Raw genomic sequence first — 19,209 nt, forward strand, 5'->3', positions numbered from 1 at the left:
GCTGCGGGCACTTCTCAGCGATCAGAGGATCGAACCGATCATGTCAGGGGAAGGCGGGAACGTCGACCCCGGCCATCTTGGCCACACAGCGGATGACCTGGCAGCTGTAGCCGAACTCATTGTCATACCAGACGTAGACGACGACTCGGTCATCATCGACGATCGTGGCCAGGCCATCGACGACGCCGGCTCGCTTCGAACCAACGAGGTCGCTGGAGACGAGTTCGGGGGAGGAGACGTAGTCGATCTGATTGCGCAGTTCCGAATTCATCGAGGTCTCGCGAAGGAATCCGTTGAGCTCATCGACGCTCGTCGCGTTCTCAAGATTGAGGTTGAGGATCGCCATCGACACGTTCGGAGTGGGAACGCGGATGGCGTTGCCCGAGAGCTTGCCCCTGAGCTCGGGGAGAGCCTTCGCCACAGCCTTGGCAGCGCCGGTCTCCGTGAGCACCATGTTGAGGCCGGCAGCGCGACCGCGACGGGAGCCCTTGTGGAAGTTGTCGATGAGGTTCTGGTCATTGGTGAACGAGTGCACCGTCTCGACGTGACCGTTGCGGACTCCGTACTTGTCATGGAGGGCCTTGAGCACAGGAGTGATCGCGTTCGTGGTGCACGATGCTGCCGACATCACCGTGTCGTCCTCGAGAATGGCCGCGTCGTTGACACCGTAGACGATGTTCTTGACGTCGCCCTTGCCGGGAGCAGTGAGGATGACCTTCGAGGCGCCGGGGCACTCGAGGTGCTTGGACAGGCCCTCCTCGTCACGCCATTTGCCCGTGTTGTCGACGATCACCGCATCATTGATCCCGTATTCGGTGTAGTCGACCTGAGAAGGATCGTTGGAGTAGATGACCTGGATCAGCGTGCCATTGGCCTGGATCGTGTTGGCCTCTTCATCGACGACGATGCTGCCGTCGAATTTGCCGTGCACGGAGTCACGTCGCAGCAGCGAAGCACGCTTGACTATGTCATCGTCGCTGCCTTTGCGGACGACGATCGCACGCAGACGCATACCGGTACCGCCGGCGCGATCGATGAGAATGCGGGCCAGCAGACGGCCGATACGGCCGAAGCCGTAGAGCACGATGTCGCGTACGGCGCCGTCCTGTCCATTGGTGCCTGCGACCGAGGCGAGCTCCGTGGAGAGGAAGTCCTCGACGGAGTCGGACTGATTCTGCTGTTTCTGGATGAGACGGCCCAAGTCGATCCGGGTGGGGCCCAGGTCGAGTTCGGTCAGTGCTCGAACGATCCGCAGCGTGACCTCGATGTCGAGATCTTCGCCGAGGAAGTGGCGGGCATAGCGGTGAGCCTTGATCATCCCGATCACCGACTTGTTCAGCAGCGAACGGCCGAACAGCGTCAGCAGCACATCGTTCTCGCGGTACAGGCGTCCGGTCAGTGGAATGAGTTCTTCGGCGGCAGTCTGCTTGTTCGCCCATTCGTTCAGGCGAGCCGTCGTTGCGTCAGTCAAAGGTCGTGTCTCCTCGGTCAGTTGGCGAATTCGTCCCAGTGTATCGCTTCGCCTACTCGCGATTCGTCTGGTGTTCGTCGAGTCGTCTGAATCCGAGCAGTGTGAGGGTGACGATGCCCGCGCCGGCCAGCAGTGCGCCGAGGCTCTGTGCCTGGACCTTGGGCTCGACGAAGCGGTATTCGGGTGACGTGTCCTCCTGCGGACGGGGTGGCTGTGCCGTCCCGATCCAGGCCGCTACAAAGAGGATGATTCGGGCGAAGATATTCATCGTCAGCATGATCGCAATGATCGAACCGAATACGCCCGCGGCCTTATTCCCGGAGAAGATGTCGACGAGGACCGTGGCGAAGTTGAGGAGGACGGTGAAGGCCACAGCACCGAGGATTGAGCCTCTGATCTTGGCTCTTCTTCCCACCGGATGATCGGGCAGCATCGAGAAGAGGAACATGAAGATCAGCCATCCTGCGACGAGAGTGATCATCGGCGGGATGATGATCAATAGGCCCCTCGCCCACCCGGGGAGGCTGAGAAGATCGCTGATGACGGACCCCAAGCTGGCGCCGACGACGGTCAACGCCACTGTCAGCAGCAGTCCGATGATGAGCCCCAGAAGGGTGGCGACGTTGTTGAGGATCTTCTTGATGAAGGACTTGTCGGGGACCACATCATCGAAGTCCGCGTGCAGTTGAGCTCGCACTGCGGCTCCGAGATTGCCGATGAATCCCTGGCCCGTGTAGAGAGCGGCCAGGATGGCGATGATGCCGACTGACTGCCAACTGGTGAGGAAGCTCTCCAACTGATCTGTCAGGGACGAATTTTCGCCTACTTGGGCTTCGATCTGGGCCACGACTTTCGGAAGGAGATCCGGACGCGCGACATCGAGAACGAAGCCCAGACTTGCGAAGGTGAACATCGCAATCGGCATGACCGCGAGAACGAGGAAGTAGGTGATGGCCGCGCCGAACTGATTGCCCAAGCGATCACCGAAACGTGTGACGGCCCGCATGAGATGAGCGGGTCCCGGCTGGCTGATGGCGTTGTGGCCGACTTCGACGACCGTGTTGCGTGAGGCCAGTACTTTGGCTGGTGCCACTTCGTGCTCCTTCGATCTTGACCCGCAGGTGTCTGTTTCAACACTAACCGCTGGGAGGGGCCTGAGCGTGGTGGGCCGCGCCTGACGAACTAGACTTTCGACCATGCCGATTCTATTTTCGACGGTCCAGTCCACCGATCTGATGCTGTCCGCTGGCGCGTCAGCAGCTCAGAACCTCAGCGGATTCTCCGGCTGGGCTGTGACGCTCATGGAGACACTGGGTCCGCTCGGAGTTGGCTTCCTGGTTTTCTTGGATAACATCTTCCCGCCTATCCCCAGCGAATTGGTGCTGCCGCTGGCGGGCTTCACCGCCAGCCAGGGGAGCATGAACATCGTCGTGGCGATCATCTTCGCCACCCTCGGCTCCGTCGTGGGTGCGGTCGTACTGTGGGCGGTGGGCAAATGGATCGGTCTTGAACGCATTGCTCGAATTGCAGTGAAGATGCCGCTGGTTGATGTCGACGACGTGCACAAGACGGTTGCCTGGTTCGACAAGCATGGTGACAAGGCCGTGTTCTTCGGACGGATGGTCCCCATCTTCCGGTCTCTGATATCCATCCCCGCCGGCATGCGGGACATGTCGATCATCAAGTTCCTGCTGCTGACCACAGCCGGCAGTGCGATCTGGAACACCATCCTCATCGTCGCCGGCTTCTACCTCGGCGAGAACTGGTCGGTTGTGGAAACCTACGCAGGCTACTTCCAGACTCTGGTCATCGTGGCCGTGGTCGTCTTCGTCGCGGTGTGGATCGTATTGAAGGTCCGTAAGCGCAGGAGGGCAAAGGCCGCGCGGGGCACCGAGGCCAGCGGTGTTCACACCGAAGGCCGCGAGGACTACACCGAAGGCATCGAGCGCACCGAAGGCTCAACCGGTCTGGGCGAGGGGTGAGTCCTCGGTCTGGAAGCTGTGCCTTCGGCTCGCCGCACTGCATGACCCACAATCATCATCACAGCCAGGCGGCAGCGGTGTGTTCCTCCGGAACTTCCTCACCGGCGCGGACAGGTCCGGGGGCGGTGCCGTCGCCGAAGGGCGAGCCACCCAGCTTCTCTCGGCCATGAGGCGAGAGCCAACCGGCGAGATCGGGACCCTTGGGAACGATCTGCGTCGGGTTCACATCGACGTGGACGATGTAGTAGTGCTGTTTGATCTGAGTGAAGTCCACGGTGTCGCCGAAGCCCGGTGTCTGGTAGAGGTCGCGTGCATAGCCCCACAGGTTCTCGAAGTCGCGCAGAGTCTGTCGATTGCACTTGAAATGTCCGAAGTAGACCGGGTCGAAGCGAACCAGGGTGGTGAACAGACGGACATCCGCCTCGGTGATGGAATCTCCCATGAGGAATCGGGAATGGCTCAGGCGTTCCTCAATGGTGTCCAGCGCAGTGAACAGGCGGTCGAAGGCAGCCTCGTAGGCTTCCTGAGAGCCGGCGAAGCCGCAGCGGTAGACACCGTTGTTGATCTCGGTGTAGATCAGGCGCATGACCTTGGCCATCTCCTCACGAGACTCCTCGGGCCACAGGTTCGGCGCACCCTCTCTGTGATACTGCTTCCACTGGGTGGAGAAGTCCTCGGTGATCTGCGGGAAATCGTTCGTCACGACAGCACCGCTGGCGATCTCGACCATTGCAGGGACGGTGATTCCGCGGGGGTAGTCCGGGAAGCGTGCGAAGAACGCCTGCTGCAGGCGCTCGATGCCCAGCACTGGGTCGACTCCGCCGGGGTCGAGGTCGAACGTCCAGGACCGAGCATCGTGCGTGGGACCTGGCATTCCGATGGAGATGACGTCCTCGAGGCCCAGCAACCTGCGGACGATGATCGTCCGGTTCGCCCATGGGCAGGCGCGAGCGGCGATGAGCCTGTAGCGGCCGGGTCCTACCGGCCACTGTGAGTCGGGATCAGCGAGGATCCGATCTTCGATGTAGTTCGTGTCCCGGTCAAATGCCTCGCCCTTGGCCACGTAGCTGTTCATCTGGCTGCTCTCGTCGGACATGGTCTGCTCCTTAGGAAAGTTCTATTTTCAACTATCTAAGTACCAGTTTACGTCTTGGCTGGAGATCGCAGGACACCAGTGGGGTCCTGGGTGAAGAACCGATTGACGAGATCGCATTGATGTCTCGGTCGGATAACCGGCCGAGCGCTGAACAGCCCGCAGTCTGATCAGCGCTCGCAGCAGGGGTCAGTCGGCATAGAGCGCGTCGATGTCGGCGGCGAAGTCCTTGCCGATGAGGTGACGCTTGACTGACTGCTTGGCCGATAGGTATCCGTTGTCTTCGCTGAGCTCAACGGGCAGGATCGAGAACTTCTTGATGCCCTCCGCCCGCGACACCGTCCTGTTGACGCTGTCGACGGCCTGCTCGATGGCGGCTATCACGGATTCGTCCGAGGAGGCCTGGCGCAGGTCCATCTCCGGCAGGTCCTGATTCTTCAGCCACGTCGGCAGCATCTCCGAGTCGAGGAAGATGAGGGCAGAGATGTACTTCCGGTTGTCGCCGACAACCACAGGCTGGCCGATGATGGGGTGGCGACGCAGAGCATCCTCGAGCGGAGCCGGTGCAATGTTCTTCCCGCTCGAAGTGACGATGAGCTCCTTCTTGCGACCGCTGATCGTGAGGTAGCCCTCCTCGTCGAGGGAGCCGAGATCTCCGGTGGCAAACCAGCCGTCGTGAAACTCCTTGTCGGTCGCGTTCGGGTTGTTCCAGTACTCCTGGAAGACAGGGACGCCCTTGGCCAGGATCTCGCCATCAGGAGCGATCGCCACGCTCACACCGGGCAATGGAACGCCGACTGTGCCGATTTTGGCCTTTTCGGGCACATTGACAGTGATCGGGGCAGTTGTTTCCGTCAGGCCGTATCCTTCGAGGACGACGAGGCCGACTCCGCGGAAGAAGTGACCGAGGTGAGCGCCGAGGGGTCCGCCGCCGGAGACAGCGTGGCTGACGTTGTTGCCCATGACCGCGCGGAGCTTCGAGTAGACGAGCTTGTCGAAGAGCGTGTGCTGCAGTTTGAGCGCAAGCGGGACCTTTCCGGCATCCATGGCTTTGGAATAGGCCACCGCGACCTGCTCGGCCCGGCGGAAGATCTTTCCCTTTCCGCCGGATTCGGCTGTGGCCAATGCGGAGTTGAAGACCTTCTCGAAGACACGGGGTACGCCGAGGATGAACGACGGGCGGAAGCTGCCGAGCGCATCGGTGAGCTTCGTCAGATCGGACTGGTGAGCCAGAAGGGCGCCGGAGCTGATCGAGAGGACCTCGATGAAGCGGGCGAAGACGTGAGCCTGCGGCAGGAAGAGCAGGCACCGCATGCCTTCGGTGAAGACCTCAGGTATCTGCTCCTGCGCGGCCTGCACGGTCTGCACGAAGTTCCCATGTGTGAGGACGCAGCCCTTGGGTTTTCCGGTTGTGCCGGAAGTGTAGATGAGAGTGGCGACCGATTCGGCTGTGACCTGCGAACGCTGAGCTTCGAGGGCGTCGTCGCTGATCTGTCGTCCGGTGGTTTCGAGCTCAGCGAAGGCTCCCTGATCCCAGACCCACAGGTGTGGTGCCGCGATTCCAGCGGCGGCAGCGGCGGCTTCGACCCGGTCGGCATGCTCACGTGTGCTGACCAGTCCATGGCCGACGGACGCATCCTTGATCATCCACCCCAGCTGATCTTCGGAGGAAGTGTCGTAGAACGGCACGGAGATCGCTCCCGCGTACCACACTGCGTAGTCGCTGAGGGTCCACTCGAATGAGGTGGGTCCGAAGATCGCGATCCGGTCTCCGACCTCGACTCCTGAGGCGATGAGTCCCTTGGCTGCGGTCCGAACCTGGGTGAGGAACTCACCGGCGGTCACCTCTGCCCAGCTGTCGTCGACGGGTTGTGCCAGCAGGGGACGGTTCGGATTCTCTGCGGTCTTCGCGAGGAAGATGTCGGTCGTCGACGATGTCGTGTCGACCTCGAAGCCGACGACGGGAGTTGTTGACTGGGGCATTGTCGTTGGACTCATGAGGTCTCCTTTGAGGCGTAAGTTACTGCCCGGTTATCCTACTGGTTGAGGGCTGAGAGGTGAAATCGCTCACGTTTGGAAGCTCAAACCCTCTGTGCGCGTCTATCTGGCAGTCTAGCCAAGTCGAAGCGGGGAGTCTTCAGAGTACGATGGTCGAAACCCGCTCACGCCCAGTCAGTGAAGGAAGGTAATGACGACGAATCCTGAAGAGACCGGTTTCCGCTACGATGCGGTGCTGGCCGAGAAGATCGAGAAGTCGTGGCAGCACACATGGGAACAGGCGGGAACATTCCACGCCCCGAATCCCACCGGTGATCTGAGCCAGGCTGCGCTCGGTCTTGGTCGACAGGATGAAAAATCCCATTACAGCCCCCCACGGGACCTCAGTGAGCGTGAGTCCCTCTACATCATGGACATGTTTCCCTACCCTTCGGGAGCGGGACTGCATGTCGGTCATCCTCTGGGATATCTGGGCACGGACGTCTACGGCCGGTACCAGCGGATGCGGGGGCGCAATGTCATGCACGCGTTGTCCTATGATGCCTTCGGCCTGCCCGCCGATCTGTACGCGGTCCAGACGGGGCAGCACCCGCGCATCACAACGGATGCGAACATCACGAACATGACGCGTCAGCTGCGTCGGCTGGGCTTGGCCCACGATGCTCGCCGCAGCTTCGCGACCACCGACGATGACTTCGTCAGGTGGACCCAGTGGATCTTCCTGCAGATCTTCAACTCCTGGTATGACCCGGAGGCGAGGACCGAGGGCGAAGACTCTGTCGGTGCCGCACGACCGATCACCACGCTGATCGAGGCATTCGAACAGGGAACCAAACAGACCCCCGACTCCCGCCCCTGGTCCGAGCTGAGCCCGGCTGAGCAGGAGAGCATCCTGCAGGACTATCGATTGGCCTACGTCTCGGAGTCCCCAGTCAACTGGTGCCCGGGACTGGGCACCGTGCTGGCGAACGAGGAAGTCACGTCCGAAGGCCTGTCCGAACGCGGCAACTTCCCCGTCTACACACGCCGTCTGCGGCAGTGGAACATGCGCATCACTGCCTACTCCGACCGTCTCATCGACGATCTGGACGACTTGGACTGGCCCTCGGCGGTGCGCAGCATGCAGATCAATTGGATCGGTCGCTCCAAGGGTGCCCTGCTGCGCCTGCCGGTGGCGGCGTCTGCGTCCCAGGTCGAGGTCTACACGACCCGACCGGACACGCTCTTCGGTGCCACCTATCTCGTACTCAGCCCCGAACATCCGCAGGTCGCCGAGCTCACCGCGGCCCAATGGGACGAGCAGACCCCCGATGGCTGGCGCGGTGGAGAATCCACCCCCGCCGAGGCGATCGCCGCCTACCAGCGCGACGCCGCGGCGAAGACCGATGCGGACCGTCAGCAGAGCAAGGACAAGACCGGAATCTTCACCGGTTCCTACGCGGTCAATCCCGCGACCGGTGACCAGATCCCCGTCTTCGTCGCCGACTATGTGCTGATGGGCTATGGCACCGGTGCGATCATGGCCGTGCCGGCAGAGGACGCCCGCGACTGGGACTTCGCGAAATCGTTCGGACTGCCGTATGTGCGCACGGTGCAGCCACCGGCCGACCACGATGAGGACGCCCCCTTCACAGGGACCGGCGTGATGATCAACTCCGCCAACGACGAGATCGACATCAACGGTCTCGAAGTCGACGCGGCGAAGGCGACGATCACCGAATGGCTGTCCAGTCGAGGCTTGGCCACAGAGTCGACCCAGTACCGTCTGCGGGACTGGCTGTTCTCACGCCAGCGCTATTGGGGCGAACCGTTCCCGATCGTCTACAACGAAGCGGGCACGCCCATCGCCCTGCCGGACTCCATGTTGCCGGTGGAGCTGCCGGAGGTCGATGACTTCGCCCCTCGGACGTTTGCCGCCGATGACGCCGACAGCCACCCGGAACCAGCCCTGGGCCGTAACCGGGACTGGGTCGAAGTCGAGCTCGATCTGGGTGATGGGCCGCAGAAGTACTACCGCGAAACGAACACCATGCCCAACTGGGCTGGTTCGTCGTGGTACCAGCTGCGTTACGCCGATCCGCACAATTCCGAGCGTATCGTCGATCCTGCCAATGAAAGCTACTGGTTGGGTCCACGTGAGTCCAAGCCGCGCGGTGGCGCCGACCTCTACGTCGGCGGTGCCGAACACTCGGTTCTGCACCTGCTCTACTCGCGGTTCTGGCACAAGATCCTCTTCGATCTGGGCCACGTCTCATCGTCAGAGCCGTTCCACCGTCTGGTCAATCAGGGCTACATCCAGGCCTACGCCTACACCGACTCCCGTGGGATCTACGTTCCCGCGGCCGAGGTGAAGGAGAAGACCGATGACAACGGCGAATCGACCTACTGGTTCGAAGGCGAGCAGGTCAATCGTGAGTACGGGAAGATCGGCAAGTCGCTGAAGAACTCCGTCTCGCCCGATGAGATGTACGACGCGTATGGTGCGGACACGTTCCGCGTCTATGAGATGTCCATGGGACCGATCGAACAGGCACGCCCCTGGGAGACTCGTGCCGTCGTCGGTGCGCAGAGGTTCCTGCAGCGTGTGTGGCGCCTGTTCGTGGACGAGACCACAGGGGAGTCCGTGATCAGGGACGGCGCAGCCGATTCCGCGACGCTCAAGGTCCTCCATCAGGTCATCGACGGCGTCCGCGAAGATATGGACCACCTGCGTTTCAACACCGCGATCTCGAAGCTGATCGTGCTCACGAATCACGCGACGAAGCAGGGCGGAGTCACAGCCGATGTCCTCGAGCCGCTGGTCATCATGCTCTCGCCCTTCGCGCCGCACCTGGCCGAGGAGCTGTGGACGAAGCTCGGCCACACGTCGACGCTGACCTACGCAGCCTTCCCCGCAGCCGATCCACAGCATCTGGTCGCGGACCAGGTCACCTGTGTCGTCCAGGTCAAGGGCAAGGTGCGTGCGCGGCTCGAGGTCGACCCCGACATCTCGGCCGAGGAGCTGGAGAAGCTGGCACTGGAGTCGCCGAATGCGCTCAAGGCGCTCGACGGCGCCGGAGTCCGTAAGGTCATCGTGCGTGCGCCCAAACTGGTCAATATCGTCCCTGACGCCTGAGACACGGCGTGTGCCCGGAAGGGTTGAACACATATGACAATGGAAGCCACTCGGGATGAGATTCGGCACACCTTGGGTGTGAGACCGACGATCGACCCTGCGACGGAAGTCGCCCGCCGAGTCGAATTCCTCGCTGACTACATTCTGACCACCGGTGTCAGGGGACTGACCTTGGGCATCAGCGGAGGGCAGGATTCCACCCTGGCCGGACGACTGTGCCAGTTGGCGGTCGAGGAACTGCGGCGACGTGGAGCCGTAGCCGAATTCTGGGCGATCCGCTTGCCGCATCACGTTCAGACCGATGAGAGCGACGCTCAGGACGCGATGGAATTCGTCCGCGCCGACCACGAGATCGTCATCAACATCGGAGCGGCGACAGACGCGGCGGCGACCGAGTATGAGACCGCCACCGGCGAGGCCATCACCGACTTCGGCAAGGGCAACGTCAAGGCACGGATGCGGATGATCGCACAGTTCGAACTGGCGGGGGAGAAGCGGCTCCTCGTCGCCGGCACCGATCATGCTGCCGAGGCTGTGACTGGCTTCTTCACCAAGTTCGGTGACGGTGCCGCCGATGTCGTGCCGCTGGCCGGACTGAACAAGCGGCAGGGGCGAGCACTGCTTGACCACCTCGGCGCTCCTGAGCACCTCGTGCGAAAGGTTCCGACGGCGGACCTGCTCGATGACGAACCGGGCCAGACCGATGAATCTTCGCTGGGTCTCAGCTATGACCAGATCGACGACTTCCTCGAGGGGAAGGACATCGCCGAGGCTGCGGCCGCGGCACTCGTCGAGAAGTACCGTGCCTCCGAGCACAAACGTCGGACCCCGGTGACCCCGACCGATTCGTGGTGGATTCGCCACTGACGGCACGGCCCTGCACGCACTGATGGCGACGGACTCGAAATGAGTCCGTCGCCATCGTGGTTTTCGACGATGCTCGGTTCAGGCGACGAGCCCGAGCTCCAAGGCCGTCTGGTTGAACTCCCACCGGGCGGAGACGAATCGGTCACCGAGGCTCTCACCTCGGCTGCGCGCCTCCGTGTACTCTCTCCAGCCGCCCTTGCGTGAGTCTCCGGGACTGATCTCTCGCTTCGTCCGGTCGGCGGCGAGCTGCCGTGTCTCCTCGTTGACCCAGATCGACAGGGCTTCGGCCGCACGATAGAGATTCATGAACGCCGTGTGGGAACGCGGGTTGTCGAAGCTGGACTTCGCGAATTCCTTCCGGAAGGTGTGCAGAGGCTCGAGCTCGTCGACTTCGAGAGTCCCGTAGGTCGCATCAAGACGCAGCGACTGCACCAGGCCGGCAGAATCGGGGAGCAGGTCCAGGATCCGATGTGCTCGCACTTCATCGGGCAGCGCAGTGACCTCCTCGTCGACGGGGGTCAGCCCCAGGGTGTCGAGACGACCGCGCTCCGTGCTCAGCGACTGGCGCAGAGAATCGATCTGTTTCTGTGCCCGCCGCCACTCACCATGGAACATGAGCAGGGCGCCGATGACGCCCAGACACAGTATCAGGCCGATGATCCAGGCGTAGGGGTGCAGTCCGGGCACGGCGAAGACCACGATGCCCAGCACGCTGAGCACCGCGAATGTCACCGCGGCCGGTGAGTTGGTCAGGAAATCCAAGAAACGCTTCACATTTCCAAGGGTACTGTTTCAACCTGCAGATATCGTGGAACCTAGTGGCATATAGTGTGGCTGAAATGCTGGGACGAAGCAGGGAGAACACGGGTTGAAGATTTCAGTCATCGGGTGCGGGTACCTCGGCGCTGTACATGCGGCGGCAATGGCATCACTGGGACATGAGGTTGTCGGCGTCGATGTCGACGCAGACAAGGTTGCGGCGCTGACGTCGGGCCAACCGCCCTTCTTCGAGCCGGGGCTGAGTGAATTGCTGGTGAAAGGTCAGGATCTCGGCAGTCTCGAGTTCACCACCGATGTCTCGCGTGTCGCGGACGCGCGGATTCACTTCGTGTGTGTCGGGACTCCGCAGAAGCCGGGAGAGTTCGCCGCCGATGTCACCTATGTCGATGCCGCTGTGGATTCGCTTGTTCCCCATCTGACTTCGACGTCGGTGGTTGTGGGCAAGTCCACCGTTCCTGTGGGGACTGCTGAGCGTCTGGCTGCTGTTCTGGCTCCCACGGGGGCGAGCGTGATGTGGAATCCGGAGTTCCTGCGTGAAGGCCATGCTGTTGAGGACACGTTGCACCCGAATCGTCTGGTCTATGGAGTCGCTGACGGTGCCGCCGGTGAACAGGCCACAGCTGGCCTCGATGAGGTGTATGCGACGATGCTGGACGAGGAGACGCCGCGGCTGGTCACGGACTTCGCAACGGCTGAGCTGGTCAAGACCGCGGCGAATTCGTTCTTGGCCACGAAGATTTCGTTCATCAATGCGATGGCTGAGCTGTGTGAGGCCTCGGGCGCGGACGTGACTCAGTTGGCGGATGCGATCGGGATGGACGATCGGATCGGGCGGAAGTTCCTCAACGCGGGACTCGGATTCGGCGGCGGGTGTCTGCCCAAGGACATCCGTGCGTTCATGGCCCGGGCCGGTGAGTTGGGTGCCGATCAGGCGGTGGCGTTCCTGCGAGAGATCGATTCGATCAATATGCGTCGGCGTGTGCGTATGGTCGACATTGCTCGGGATACTTTGGCCGGGTCGTTCATCGGGAAGAAGATCACGGTGCTCGGTGCTGCGTTCAAGCCCAACAGTGATGATGTCAGGGATTCGCCTGCTCTGGCGGTGGCCCGGTTAATCGCGACGCAGGGCGGTGTGGTGACGGTGACGGATCCGCAGGCGATCGGCAATGCGGCGAAGGCGTTCCCTGAGCTCAACTATGTGGCCGATGCTTCGCAGGCTCTGGCCGGTGCCGATGCTGTGCTGCTGCTGACGGAGTGGCAGGAGTATCGGGATCTTAATCCGGTGGCCACAGCGTCGCTGGTGGCTGGCAAGGTCCTCATCGATGGCAGAAATGTGCTGACCCCCGAGGTGTGGCGCTCGGCCGGCTGGACGTATCGGGCGCTGGGCCGTCCATGAGGGTCGGTCTGGTCACCGATTCGACGGCACAGCTCTCGGCCGCGGAGGAAGCCACGCTGCGCGAGGTCACCGGTGATCTCTTCGCAGTCGTTCCGCTGACGGTGCTCGTCGGCGGGGTCGCTTTCGCTGACGGGGAACTGGACCCTGGAGAGCTGTGCCAGAAGATGGACGAAGGCGCCGAGGTGTCGACTTCCATGGCGACCCCGGCCCAGTTCGCGAACGCCTACGCCACGCTTCTCGACCATGGGGCCGAGGAGATCATCACGGTGACCATGTCCGGCGAACTCTCCGGGACCCGGGACTCGGCCGTCGCCGCAGCCCAGAACGAGGAATCGCTGATCAACGTCGTCGACTCCCGGACCACTTCGGCGGGTCTGGCGGGGGCTCTGTCGATCGCGGCCGCCGGGATCTCACAGGGTCACGACGTGGCATCGATCGCCGGCACGGTCGCCGACTGGTGCGCCGCAGAGACCCGAACCGCATTTGCTCCAGAGACCTTGGAACACCTGCGCCGAGGCGGTCGCATCGGAGCCGCATCCTCGTTGCTGGGCCGGGCACTGCAGATCGTTCCGGTGCTGGGACTCAGCGCCGGTGCCGTGGCTCCCCTCGGCAGAGTCCGCACCCGCACGAAAGCACTTGAGCGTATGGTTGCCTTGGCCGGTGACGCCGCGGCAGAGATCGCGACCGACGAACAGGAGGTGTACGTGGAGATCCAGCATGCGGATGGACAGCCCTCCCACCCTGACGTGGTCACGCTGCGCGAGAAGATCGAGGCGGCCGGCCTGCAGACGACATTTCGAACACTGTCGGCCATCATCACGGCCCACGTCGGTTCCGGCACGATCGGAATCACGGTCCAAACCAGACCCTGAGCTCTCGCACCACCGCGTGCATGCGCCCGTGCATCCACCCGTCGACGCTGCGAGGCCGGGCCCACTCATGTCTGCCTGACTGTGGGCGAGCGATTCACTCATGTGCGTTTGGGCTGTGGACCGGCGAACGGTTTCCACAAGCGACTTTTCGGTCCTGGTGTGTTCGGGACGACCGGGCCTAGCTTGTCGACATGGCTGTCTCTCCCGATGATCGCTTCGCAGGCCTCATCAACTCCAGTGCCGAGCGCGGCGGTTGGGTCCCGGGAGATGTGTTCGAAAGCGACAGCGAGGGAGAGGAAGAGGCGGTCGAACCGCGTCGCGTGCGCCCACCCGTGCTCGTGGCCCTGGCAGTGGCGACCATTGCTGTGCTCGTCATCGCCTTCCTCATCGTCCGACCGGCCCCGCAGCACGCTGCCTCCGACGAACACGTGGGCTCTGCCGAGGGCGGCGGCACCGAGTCCGACCAAGCTGATCCCAACCAAGCAGACCCCGACCAAGCAGACCCCGACCAAGCCCAGGCCCAGGCCCAGGCCGAGGCCGCGTCTGCAACCCAGAGCACCGAGTCCGGCGCAGTCATCGTCCATGTCACCGGGGCGGTGCACCGGCCCTCCGTCGTGAGCCTGACCGCCGGTGCCCGAGTCCATGACGCGGTGGAGGCAGCAGGCGGGCTCAAGGAACAAGCGGATGCGGAAGCGATCAACCTCGCCCGCGTCCTCCACGATGGTGAGCAGATCCACATTCCCGTCCGGGGAGAGACACCAGAACCCGCCGGTCGGGGCGATTCGACCGCCGGTGCGTCGAGCGCAGCAGGGGGAGATGGGGCCGGCAGTGCGGCAGACAGTGCAGCAGGCGCCTCGGGCAGTGCTGCTGCAGATCCGAACCCGGGCGCGAAGGTCGATCTCAACACGGCCGATCTCACGGCGCTGCAGACGCTGCCGGGCGTCGGACCGGTGACCGCGGAGGCGATCATCGCCCACCGCGAAGAGCAGCCCTTCGCCAAGGTGGAGGATCTGCTGCTTGTCCAGGGCATCGGTCCCAAGACCTTCGAGAGTCTCAAAGACCTTGTCGTCGTCGGATAGGGCCGAGCCGGTGAGAGACCGGGGGAAGGCCATTCTCGGCCGGCTGCGTTCGGTGGCCAAGGTCTGGCCCGGCTCCGTTCGTCTGCTCATCTGCGCGATGAGCCTGTGGGCCACCGCGCTGGCGGCACCAGGACCATGGGCGCTCGTCGCCGTCCCCGTCCTCGTCGGTCTCGGGTTCCTCTGCCTGCGCAGACACCACCACCTCGGTGTTCTCCTCATCGTCTTCGCATGCCTGTTCACGGTGCAGACCACGATGCTCAGCGCCGCCCACGGCACGGGTGAAGTCACCGACGTGGACGGCATCGTGGTCGGGCACAGCCAACCGGGAGGCTCGGGGTGGTCACGTCTGACGGTGCTGACCTCGTCGGGCATCACAGAGGTGCTCAGCCCTTCCGTCCCACCCGCGGGTTCGCACATCTCGATGCGCACTGAAGCCCTCGACGACGTGCGCCTCAGCAACGCCGACCCGACGATCCTCCGTGCACCGAACAGCCTGTGGCAGTGGCGAGGAGACCTGCGCATGCAGCTGCGACACGAATCTTTGGCGTCGGGGCACAGCGGGGGAGCACTGCTGCCGGGACTCGTCGTCGGAGACACCGAACCTCAGGACGCACAGATGAAGGACGACATGCGCGTCGTGTCCCTGACTCACATCTCCGCCGTCTCCGGAAGCAACGTCACGATCGTCAGCCTCGGCGCCGGACTGCTTGCCGGACTGTGTCGGGCCGGGCCCAGGACCCGTGTCGCCGTGGGGGTGCTCACCTGCGTGGGGTATGTGTTCGTCGTCGGGTTCGAACCCAGTGCCATCCGCGCAGCCGGTATGGCGATCGCGGTCGCCCTCGTGTTCCTGCGCGGGGGAGGGATCTCACCGGTGGCGGTGATGAGTTCGACCGTGTGCATCCTGCTGAGCTTGGTTCCCGTGCTGGCATCCTCGGTGGGGTTCGTGCTCTCCGTCGTCTCGACTGCCGCAATCATGTTCGTCGTTCCGATCATTCTGCGGCGTCTGAGCCTGCGTCTGTCGATGGTCCCCGCCATCGTCATCAGCGCCCTCATCGTGCCCCTGGTTGCCCAGCTGGCGTGCACGCCCGTGCTTGTGGCGATCGACCCCCGCATCGGGCTGTGGTCGGTGGCGGCGAATGCCCTGGCCGCCCCCGCGGTGCTGCCTGCCACGATTCTCGGATTCCTGTCTCTGGTGTGCGCCGGCATCGGACTCGTCGGCGTCCCCGGGCTCCTGTGGTGCGCTCAGCTGCCCGCCTGGCTCGGTTCGCTGTGCGCATGGTGGATCGTTGCCGTGGCCAAAGTCTGTGCCGGACTGCCCGGGGCGGCCCTCGACTGGCCGAAACCTCCATGGGGGACACTGGCGGCGCTCGGACTCCTCATCCTGTTGGCCGCGGGGCTATGGCTGTTAGTCCGCAGAAAGCTGTGGGGAGTCCCAGTCGTCGTCCTCTGCATCTGCCTGACCGCACTGAACATCGTCGTCGGCCGGACGAAGCCACCAGCAGACGACTGGCTGGTCATGATCTGCGATGTGGGGCAGGGATCGGCAACGCTGATCAACCTCGGCGATGACCGTGGACTCGTCATCGACACGGGGGAGGACCCGAAGCCCGTCGACGTGTGCCTCGACGAGGGCCGGATCGAGAACGTCGATCTTGCCATCTCCCACTTCGACGCCGACCACAGCGCCGGTTATGCGGGAACCACCTGGTCTCGGACCCTGCACCGACTGTGGGTGTCTGCCAACGTCGTCGGGTCAGACGAGGTCCGAGACATTGTCGAAGACACCGGCGCCGAGGTGGTGCCGACGACACGGGGACGCACGCTCGACGCCGGCGGGGCTCGAATCGAGGTGTTGTGGCCACCACCGCAGACAGTGCAGGAACGAGGTTCCGCTGCGGAGTCGGGAGAAGTGCGCAACGAGGACTCACTGGTCCTGCGGGTCGAACAGGAGGGCCTGAGCTACCTGGTCCCCGGGGACATCGGCGAGGACGAACAGTTCATCGTCGCTCAGAGCCTTGAGCCCGTCGATGTGCTCATCGCGCCCCACCACGGCTCCTCCGACCTGTCAGAGGACTTCTTCACGGCCGCAGGCGCTCGCCTCGGAGTGATCTCCGTGGGTGAGAACAGTTACGGCCACCCCACGCCACGAGCTCAGCGAGCCTTCGGCCCCGTCCCGGTTCTGCGCACCGATCTCTGCGGCACCGTCGCCGTGTATGCCGATGCGCAGTACAGCACAGGACGGCACTGCGAGTCCGTTTCCGAATGAGTGCCCGGTTGAGTGATCGAGTGCGGGTGAGAGTGCTGGTGACTGCCGCGCAACGTGTCCATGGCACACGATAGGCTTGGCACATGGCAGTCAAGAAGACCCCGGTTCCGTGGAGTTCCGCAAAGCCCGCGCCCGTTGTGATGATCTCCGGGAATGAGCCGGTGCTCATCCGCATGGCCAAGGATCGGATCGTGGCTGCTGCCCGGAAGAAGGACCCGGAGGAGATCGAGTTCGACGCCGCCGGATATCAGGGCGGAGAGCTGCTCATGGCCGCCTCGCCGTCACTGTTCTCCACGTCGAAGCTCATCGTCGTCGACAGCGTCGAGAAATGCTCGGAGGCTTTCCTGGCCGATGCGCTCGCCTACCTCGACGATCCCAATGACGATGCGGTCGTCCTGCTCCTCCACGGAGGAGGCAATCGCGGAGCGAAGCTGGTCAAGAAGATCGAGGCAAGCGGGTTCCCCCGGGTCGATGCGGCGGCACTGAAGAATGAGAGCGACCGGGCCAAGTTCGCCCAAGGCCGGTTCAAGGCCGCGAAGAGGCAGATCGACGAATCCGGAATGGCCGCGCTGATGTCGGCGTTAGGCTCCGACCTGTCCGAACTCAATGCCGGGGTCGAACAGCTCATCGAGGACACAGACGGAACCATCACCGCTCAGGTCGTCGACCAATACTATGGCGGTCGGGTCGAGGCCACAGGCTTCAAAGTTGCCGATGCCGCTGTCGGCGGCGATGCGAAGAACGCACTGAGCCTGCTGCGTCACGCCCTGTCGACCGGATCCGATCCGGTGCCCCTGGTCGCGGCGGTCGCAATGAAGCTGCGCTCGATGGCCAAGGTGCAGGGCTTCTCAGGATCGAGCGGTGAGCTGGCCTCAGAGCTGAAGATGGCTCCGTGGCAGGTCGACCGCGCCAGGCGCGAGGTCCGGCGGTGGAACGAAGTCGCCCTGGGGCACTCGCTGATCGCCGCAGCCGAAGCCGATGAGGCTGTCAAGGGCGGAGGACGCGACCCCGTCTACGCCGTCGAATGGTTCGTCTCCGAAGTCTGCCGACTGGCCCGCCAGCGCTGAAGGGCCAGTCGGCAGACTGAACAGTGAGCGCACCGCGCAGCATGTCGTGAATGCAGGAGGGCCCCGATCCATACGGATCGGGGCCCTCGAAGCTATAGCCTCAGTGATCGACTCAGAGAGCGTTGATCTGCGTGGCCATGCGCGACTTGCGGTTCGCAGCGTTGTTCTTGTGCAGAACACCCTTCGAAACAGCCTTGTCGAGCTTACGGGCGGCAACAGCATATGCCTGCTGTGCTTTGTCCTTGTTGCCGGCAGCAATGTTCTCGCGGACGACGCGAACGTGTGACCGAACCTCGGACCGCACAGCCTTGTTGCGCTGGCGAGCCTTCTCGTTGGTCTCGATCCGCTTGATCTGTGACTTAATATTAGCCAATTTCAACACTCTTTCGTGTTAGTGGAACATGGTCGTGAGGGCACATCCGACCGACATACTCATCTCCGCGGGGAAACACATCGATGATATCGAGTCTGATGGCATCTTCACCCGACCTAGACGAGACACACGCCATTGATGAAGATACTCGATCAACGATACAGGCTGATCTCGTCAGGCAGAAATTCTGACTCCCTGGTCACAGCTCGGACCCACCTGGAGCTCGGTCTCGGTGCGGGCCCGTCGCGGTGCGGGCCCGGGGTCAGCCGGCGTCGACGTTGCCCGCGACCTGTTCGAAGATCTCGCGGGGCATGACCGAGCCTTCGCGGCGGATGGACTGCGGATCGAGGCGGATCACACGGTCGAGACGTATTTCAGAGGGCCTGCCCTGCGAGTCCCAGTCTCCGCTGCCGATATTCATCCACCGGGCGTGACGGTCTTCGCGCACCTCGCCGACTCCGCCCGGGATGTGGTCCTGGCTGGTGAGCATGAGTGCCAGCACCCAGCGACCGTCCTTGCCGACGATCAGGGACGGGCGGTCCTTGCCTTGGGAATGGTCCTCTTCGTAGGGGACCCATCCCCAGACGACTTCACCCGGATCGGCATCGCCGTCGAGGTCGGGTGCATAGGAGACGTTGACCGGGCCGCGGTAGTCGCCCGGATAGTCGCCGCCCCTCGCCGCAGCGGGTCCCGACGACCGTCCATCGCCCTGTGAGGGACCGCTTGGACGGGGGCCCGAACCCTGCGAACCTGCCTTGTTCCGCTGTGATCGCTTGTAGTACTTGACGCCTTCTCTGACGCCGATCTTGACGACGCGACTGACCAGTGATTTCCAACTCATGTGCACTGA

At 63.2% G+C, this 19,209-nt stretch carries 15 protein-coding genes; 8 read left to right on the forward strand and 7 right to left on the reverse strand.

The window, feature by feature from the left end; translation table 11 throughout:
• Positions 1 to 43 precede the first annotated feature (43 nt).
• Entirely contained in the window at positions 44 to 1,471 is a 1,428-nt protein-coding gene (locus BLT92_RS18480; protein WP_092107986.1) for a glyceraldehyde-3-phosphate dehydrogenase, read from the reverse strand.
• A gap of 52 nt (positions 1,472 to 1,523) precedes the next feature.
• A complete protein-coding gene (locus BLT92_RS18485) occupies positions 1,524 to 2,564 on the reverse strand; it encodes a YhjD/YihY/BrkB family envelope integrity protein (protein ID WP_092107988.1) in 1,041 nt (346 codons plus the stop codon).
• Positions 2,565 to 2,667: 103 nt separating this feature from the next.
• Here BLT92_RS18485 and BLT92_RS18490 point away from each other — a divergent pair, with 103 nt between their 5' ends.
• Positions 2,668 to 3,453, forward strand: coding sequence for a DedA family protein (locus BLT92_RS18490; protein WP_407922864.1), 786 nt, complete (start codon positions 2,668 to 2,670; stop codon positions 3,451 to 3,453).
• A gap of 58 nt (positions 3,454 to 3,511) precedes the next feature.
• Here BLT92_RS18490 and BLT92_RS18495 read toward each other — a convergent pair whose 3' ends face one another.
• The gene (locus tag BLT92_RS18495) at positions 3,512 to 4,549 is read right to left on the reverse strand and encodes a glutathione S-transferase family protein (protein ID WP_092107990.1); all 1,038 of its coding nucleotides are present in this window, start codon (positions 4,547 to 4,549) and stop codon (positions 3,512 to 3,514) included.
• 186 nt (positions 4,550 to 4,735) lie between these two features.
• Positions 4,736 to 6,544, reverse strand: coding sequence for an AMP-dependent synthetase/ligase (locus BLT92_RS18500; protein ID WP_092107992.1), 1,809 nt, complete (start codon positions 6,542 to 6,544; stop codon positions 4,736 to 4,738).
• Between the two features lie 190 nt (positions 6,545 to 6,734).
• Here BLT92_RS18500 and leuS point away from each other — a divergent pair, with 190 nt between their 5' ends.
• Entirely contained in the window at positions 6,735 to 9,659 is a 2,925-nt protein-coding gene (gene leuS / locus BLT92_RS18505; protein WP_092107994.1) for a leucine--tRNA ligase, read from the forward strand.
• A gap of 39 nt (positions 9,660 to 9,698) precedes the next feature.
• Entirely contained in the window at positions 9,699 to 10,526 is an 828-nt protein-coding gene (gene nadE / locus BLT92_RS18510; RefSeq protein ID WP_092109617.1) for an NAD(+) synthase, read from the forward strand.
• Between the two features lie 78 nt (positions 10,527 to 10,604).
• Here the strand turns inward: nadE and BLT92_RS18515 are convergent, their stop codons facing one another.
• Positions 10,605 to 11,300, reverse strand: a complete 696-nt coding sequence (locus BLT92_RS18515) for a hypothetical protein (RefSeq protein ID WP_231938910.1) — start codon at positions 11,298 to 11,300, stop codon at positions 10,605 to 10,607.
• Between the two features lie 94 nt (positions 11,301 to 11,394).
• Between BLT92_RS18515 and BLT92_RS18520 the strand changes: the two genes are divergently transcribed.
• From BLT92_RS18520 to holA, 5 genes are all read left to right on the forward strand, one after another.
• Positions 11,395 to 12,702 carry a UDP-glucose dehydrogenase family protein gene (locus tag BLT92_RS18520; protein WP_092107996.1) on the forward strand — a complete coding sequence of 436 codons (1,308 nt, stop codon included), beginning with the start codon at positions 11,395 to 11,397 and terminating at the stop codon, positions 12,700 to 12,702.
• Entirely contained in the window at positions 12,699 to 13,574 is an 876-nt protein-coding gene (locus BLT92_RS18525) for a DegV family protein (RefSeq protein ID WP_231938911.1), read from the forward strand. Before BLT92_RS18520 ends, BLT92_RS18525 begins: the two co-directional genes overlap by 4 nt.
• A gap of 191 nt (positions 13,575 to 13,765) precedes the next feature.
• On the forward strand, positions 13,766 to 14,653 hold the full coding sequence (locus BLT92_RS18530; protein ID WP_092108000.1) for a helix-hairpin-helix domain-containing protein: 888 nt from the start codon (positions 13,766 to 13,768) through the stop codon (positions 14,651 to 14,653).
• Positions 14,654 to 14,663: 10 nt separating this feature from the next.
• Complete coding sequence (locus tag BLT92_RS18535; protein ID WP_231938912.1) at positions 14,664 to 16,919, forward strand: ComEC/Rec2 family competence protein; 2,256 nt, start codon at positions 14,664 to 14,666, stop codon at positions 16,917 to 16,919.
• A gap of 83 nt (positions 16,920 to 17,002) precedes the next feature.
• On the forward strand, positions 17,003 to 17,986 hold the full coding sequence (gene holA / locus BLT92_RS18540; RefSeq protein WP_092108001.1) for a DNA polymerase III subunit delta: 984 nt from the start codon (positions 17,003 to 17,005) through the stop codon (positions 17,984 to 17,986).
• 112 nt (positions 17,987 to 18,098) lie between these two features.
• On the opposite strand, the gene rpsT is transcribed toward holA, so the two are convergent.
• Both rpsT and BLT92_RS18550 read right to left on the reverse strand, forming a co-directional pair.
• Positions 18,099 to 18,359, reverse strand: coding sequence for a 30S ribosomal protein S20 (gene rpsT / locus BLT92_RS18545; protein ID WP_092108003.1), 261 nt, complete (start codon positions 18,357 to 18,359; stop codon positions 18,099 to 18,101).
• Positions 18,360 to 18,621: 262 nt separating this feature from the next.
• Complete coding sequence (locus tag BLT92_RS18550; RefSeq protein ID WP_092108005.1) at positions 18,622 to 19,200, reverse strand: type II toxin-antitoxin system PemK/MazF family toxin; 579 nt, start codon at positions 19,198 to 19,200, stop codon at positions 18,622 to 18,624.
• Positions 19,201 to 19,209 lie beyond the last annotated feature (9 nt).

It is taken from the genome of Brevibacterium picturae, from assembly GCF_900105045.1.
GTDB lineage: Bacteria > Actinomycetota > Actinomycetes > Actinomycetales > Brevibacteriaceae > Brevibacterium > Brevibacterium picturae.

Bases quoted from the DNA above. Each gene is read 5' to 3' on its own strand.
- BLT92_RS18490 (WP_407922864.1), top strand. From the start codon at position 2,668: ATGCCGATTCTATTTTCGACGGTCCAGTCCACCGATCTGATGCTGTCC.
- BLT92_RS18495 (WP_092107990.1), bottom strand. From the start codon at position 4,549: ATGTCCGACGAGAGCAGCCAGATGAACAGCTACGTGGCCAAGGGCGAG.
- BLT92_RS18500 (WP_092107992.1), bottom strand. From the start codon at position 6,544: ATGAGTCCAACGACAATGCCCCAGTCAACAACTCCCGTCGTCGGCTTC.
- leuS (WP_092107994.1), top strand. From the start codon at position 6,735: ATGACGACGAATCCTGAAGAGACCGGTTTCCGCTACGATGCGGTGCTG.
- nadE (WP_092109617.1), top strand. From the start codon at position 9,699: ATGGAAGCCACTCGGGATGAGATTCGGCACACCTTGGGTGTGAGACCG.
- BLT92_RS18525 (WP_231938911.1), top strand. From the start codon at position 12,699: ATGAGGGTCGGTCTGGTCACCGATTCGACGGCACAGCTCTCGGCCGCG.
- BLT92_RS18530 (WP_092108000.1), top strand. From the start codon at position 13,766: ATGGCTGTCTCTCCCGATGATCGCTTCGCAGGCCTCATCAACTCCAGT.
- holA (WP_092108001.1), top strand. From the start codon at position 17,003: ATGGCAGTCAAGAAGACCCCGGTTCCGTGGAGTTCCGCAAAGCCCGCG.
- BLT92_RS18550 (WP_092108005.1), bottom strand. From the start codon at position 19,200: ATGAGTTGGAAATCACTGGTCAGTCGCGTCGTCAAGATCGGCGTCAGA.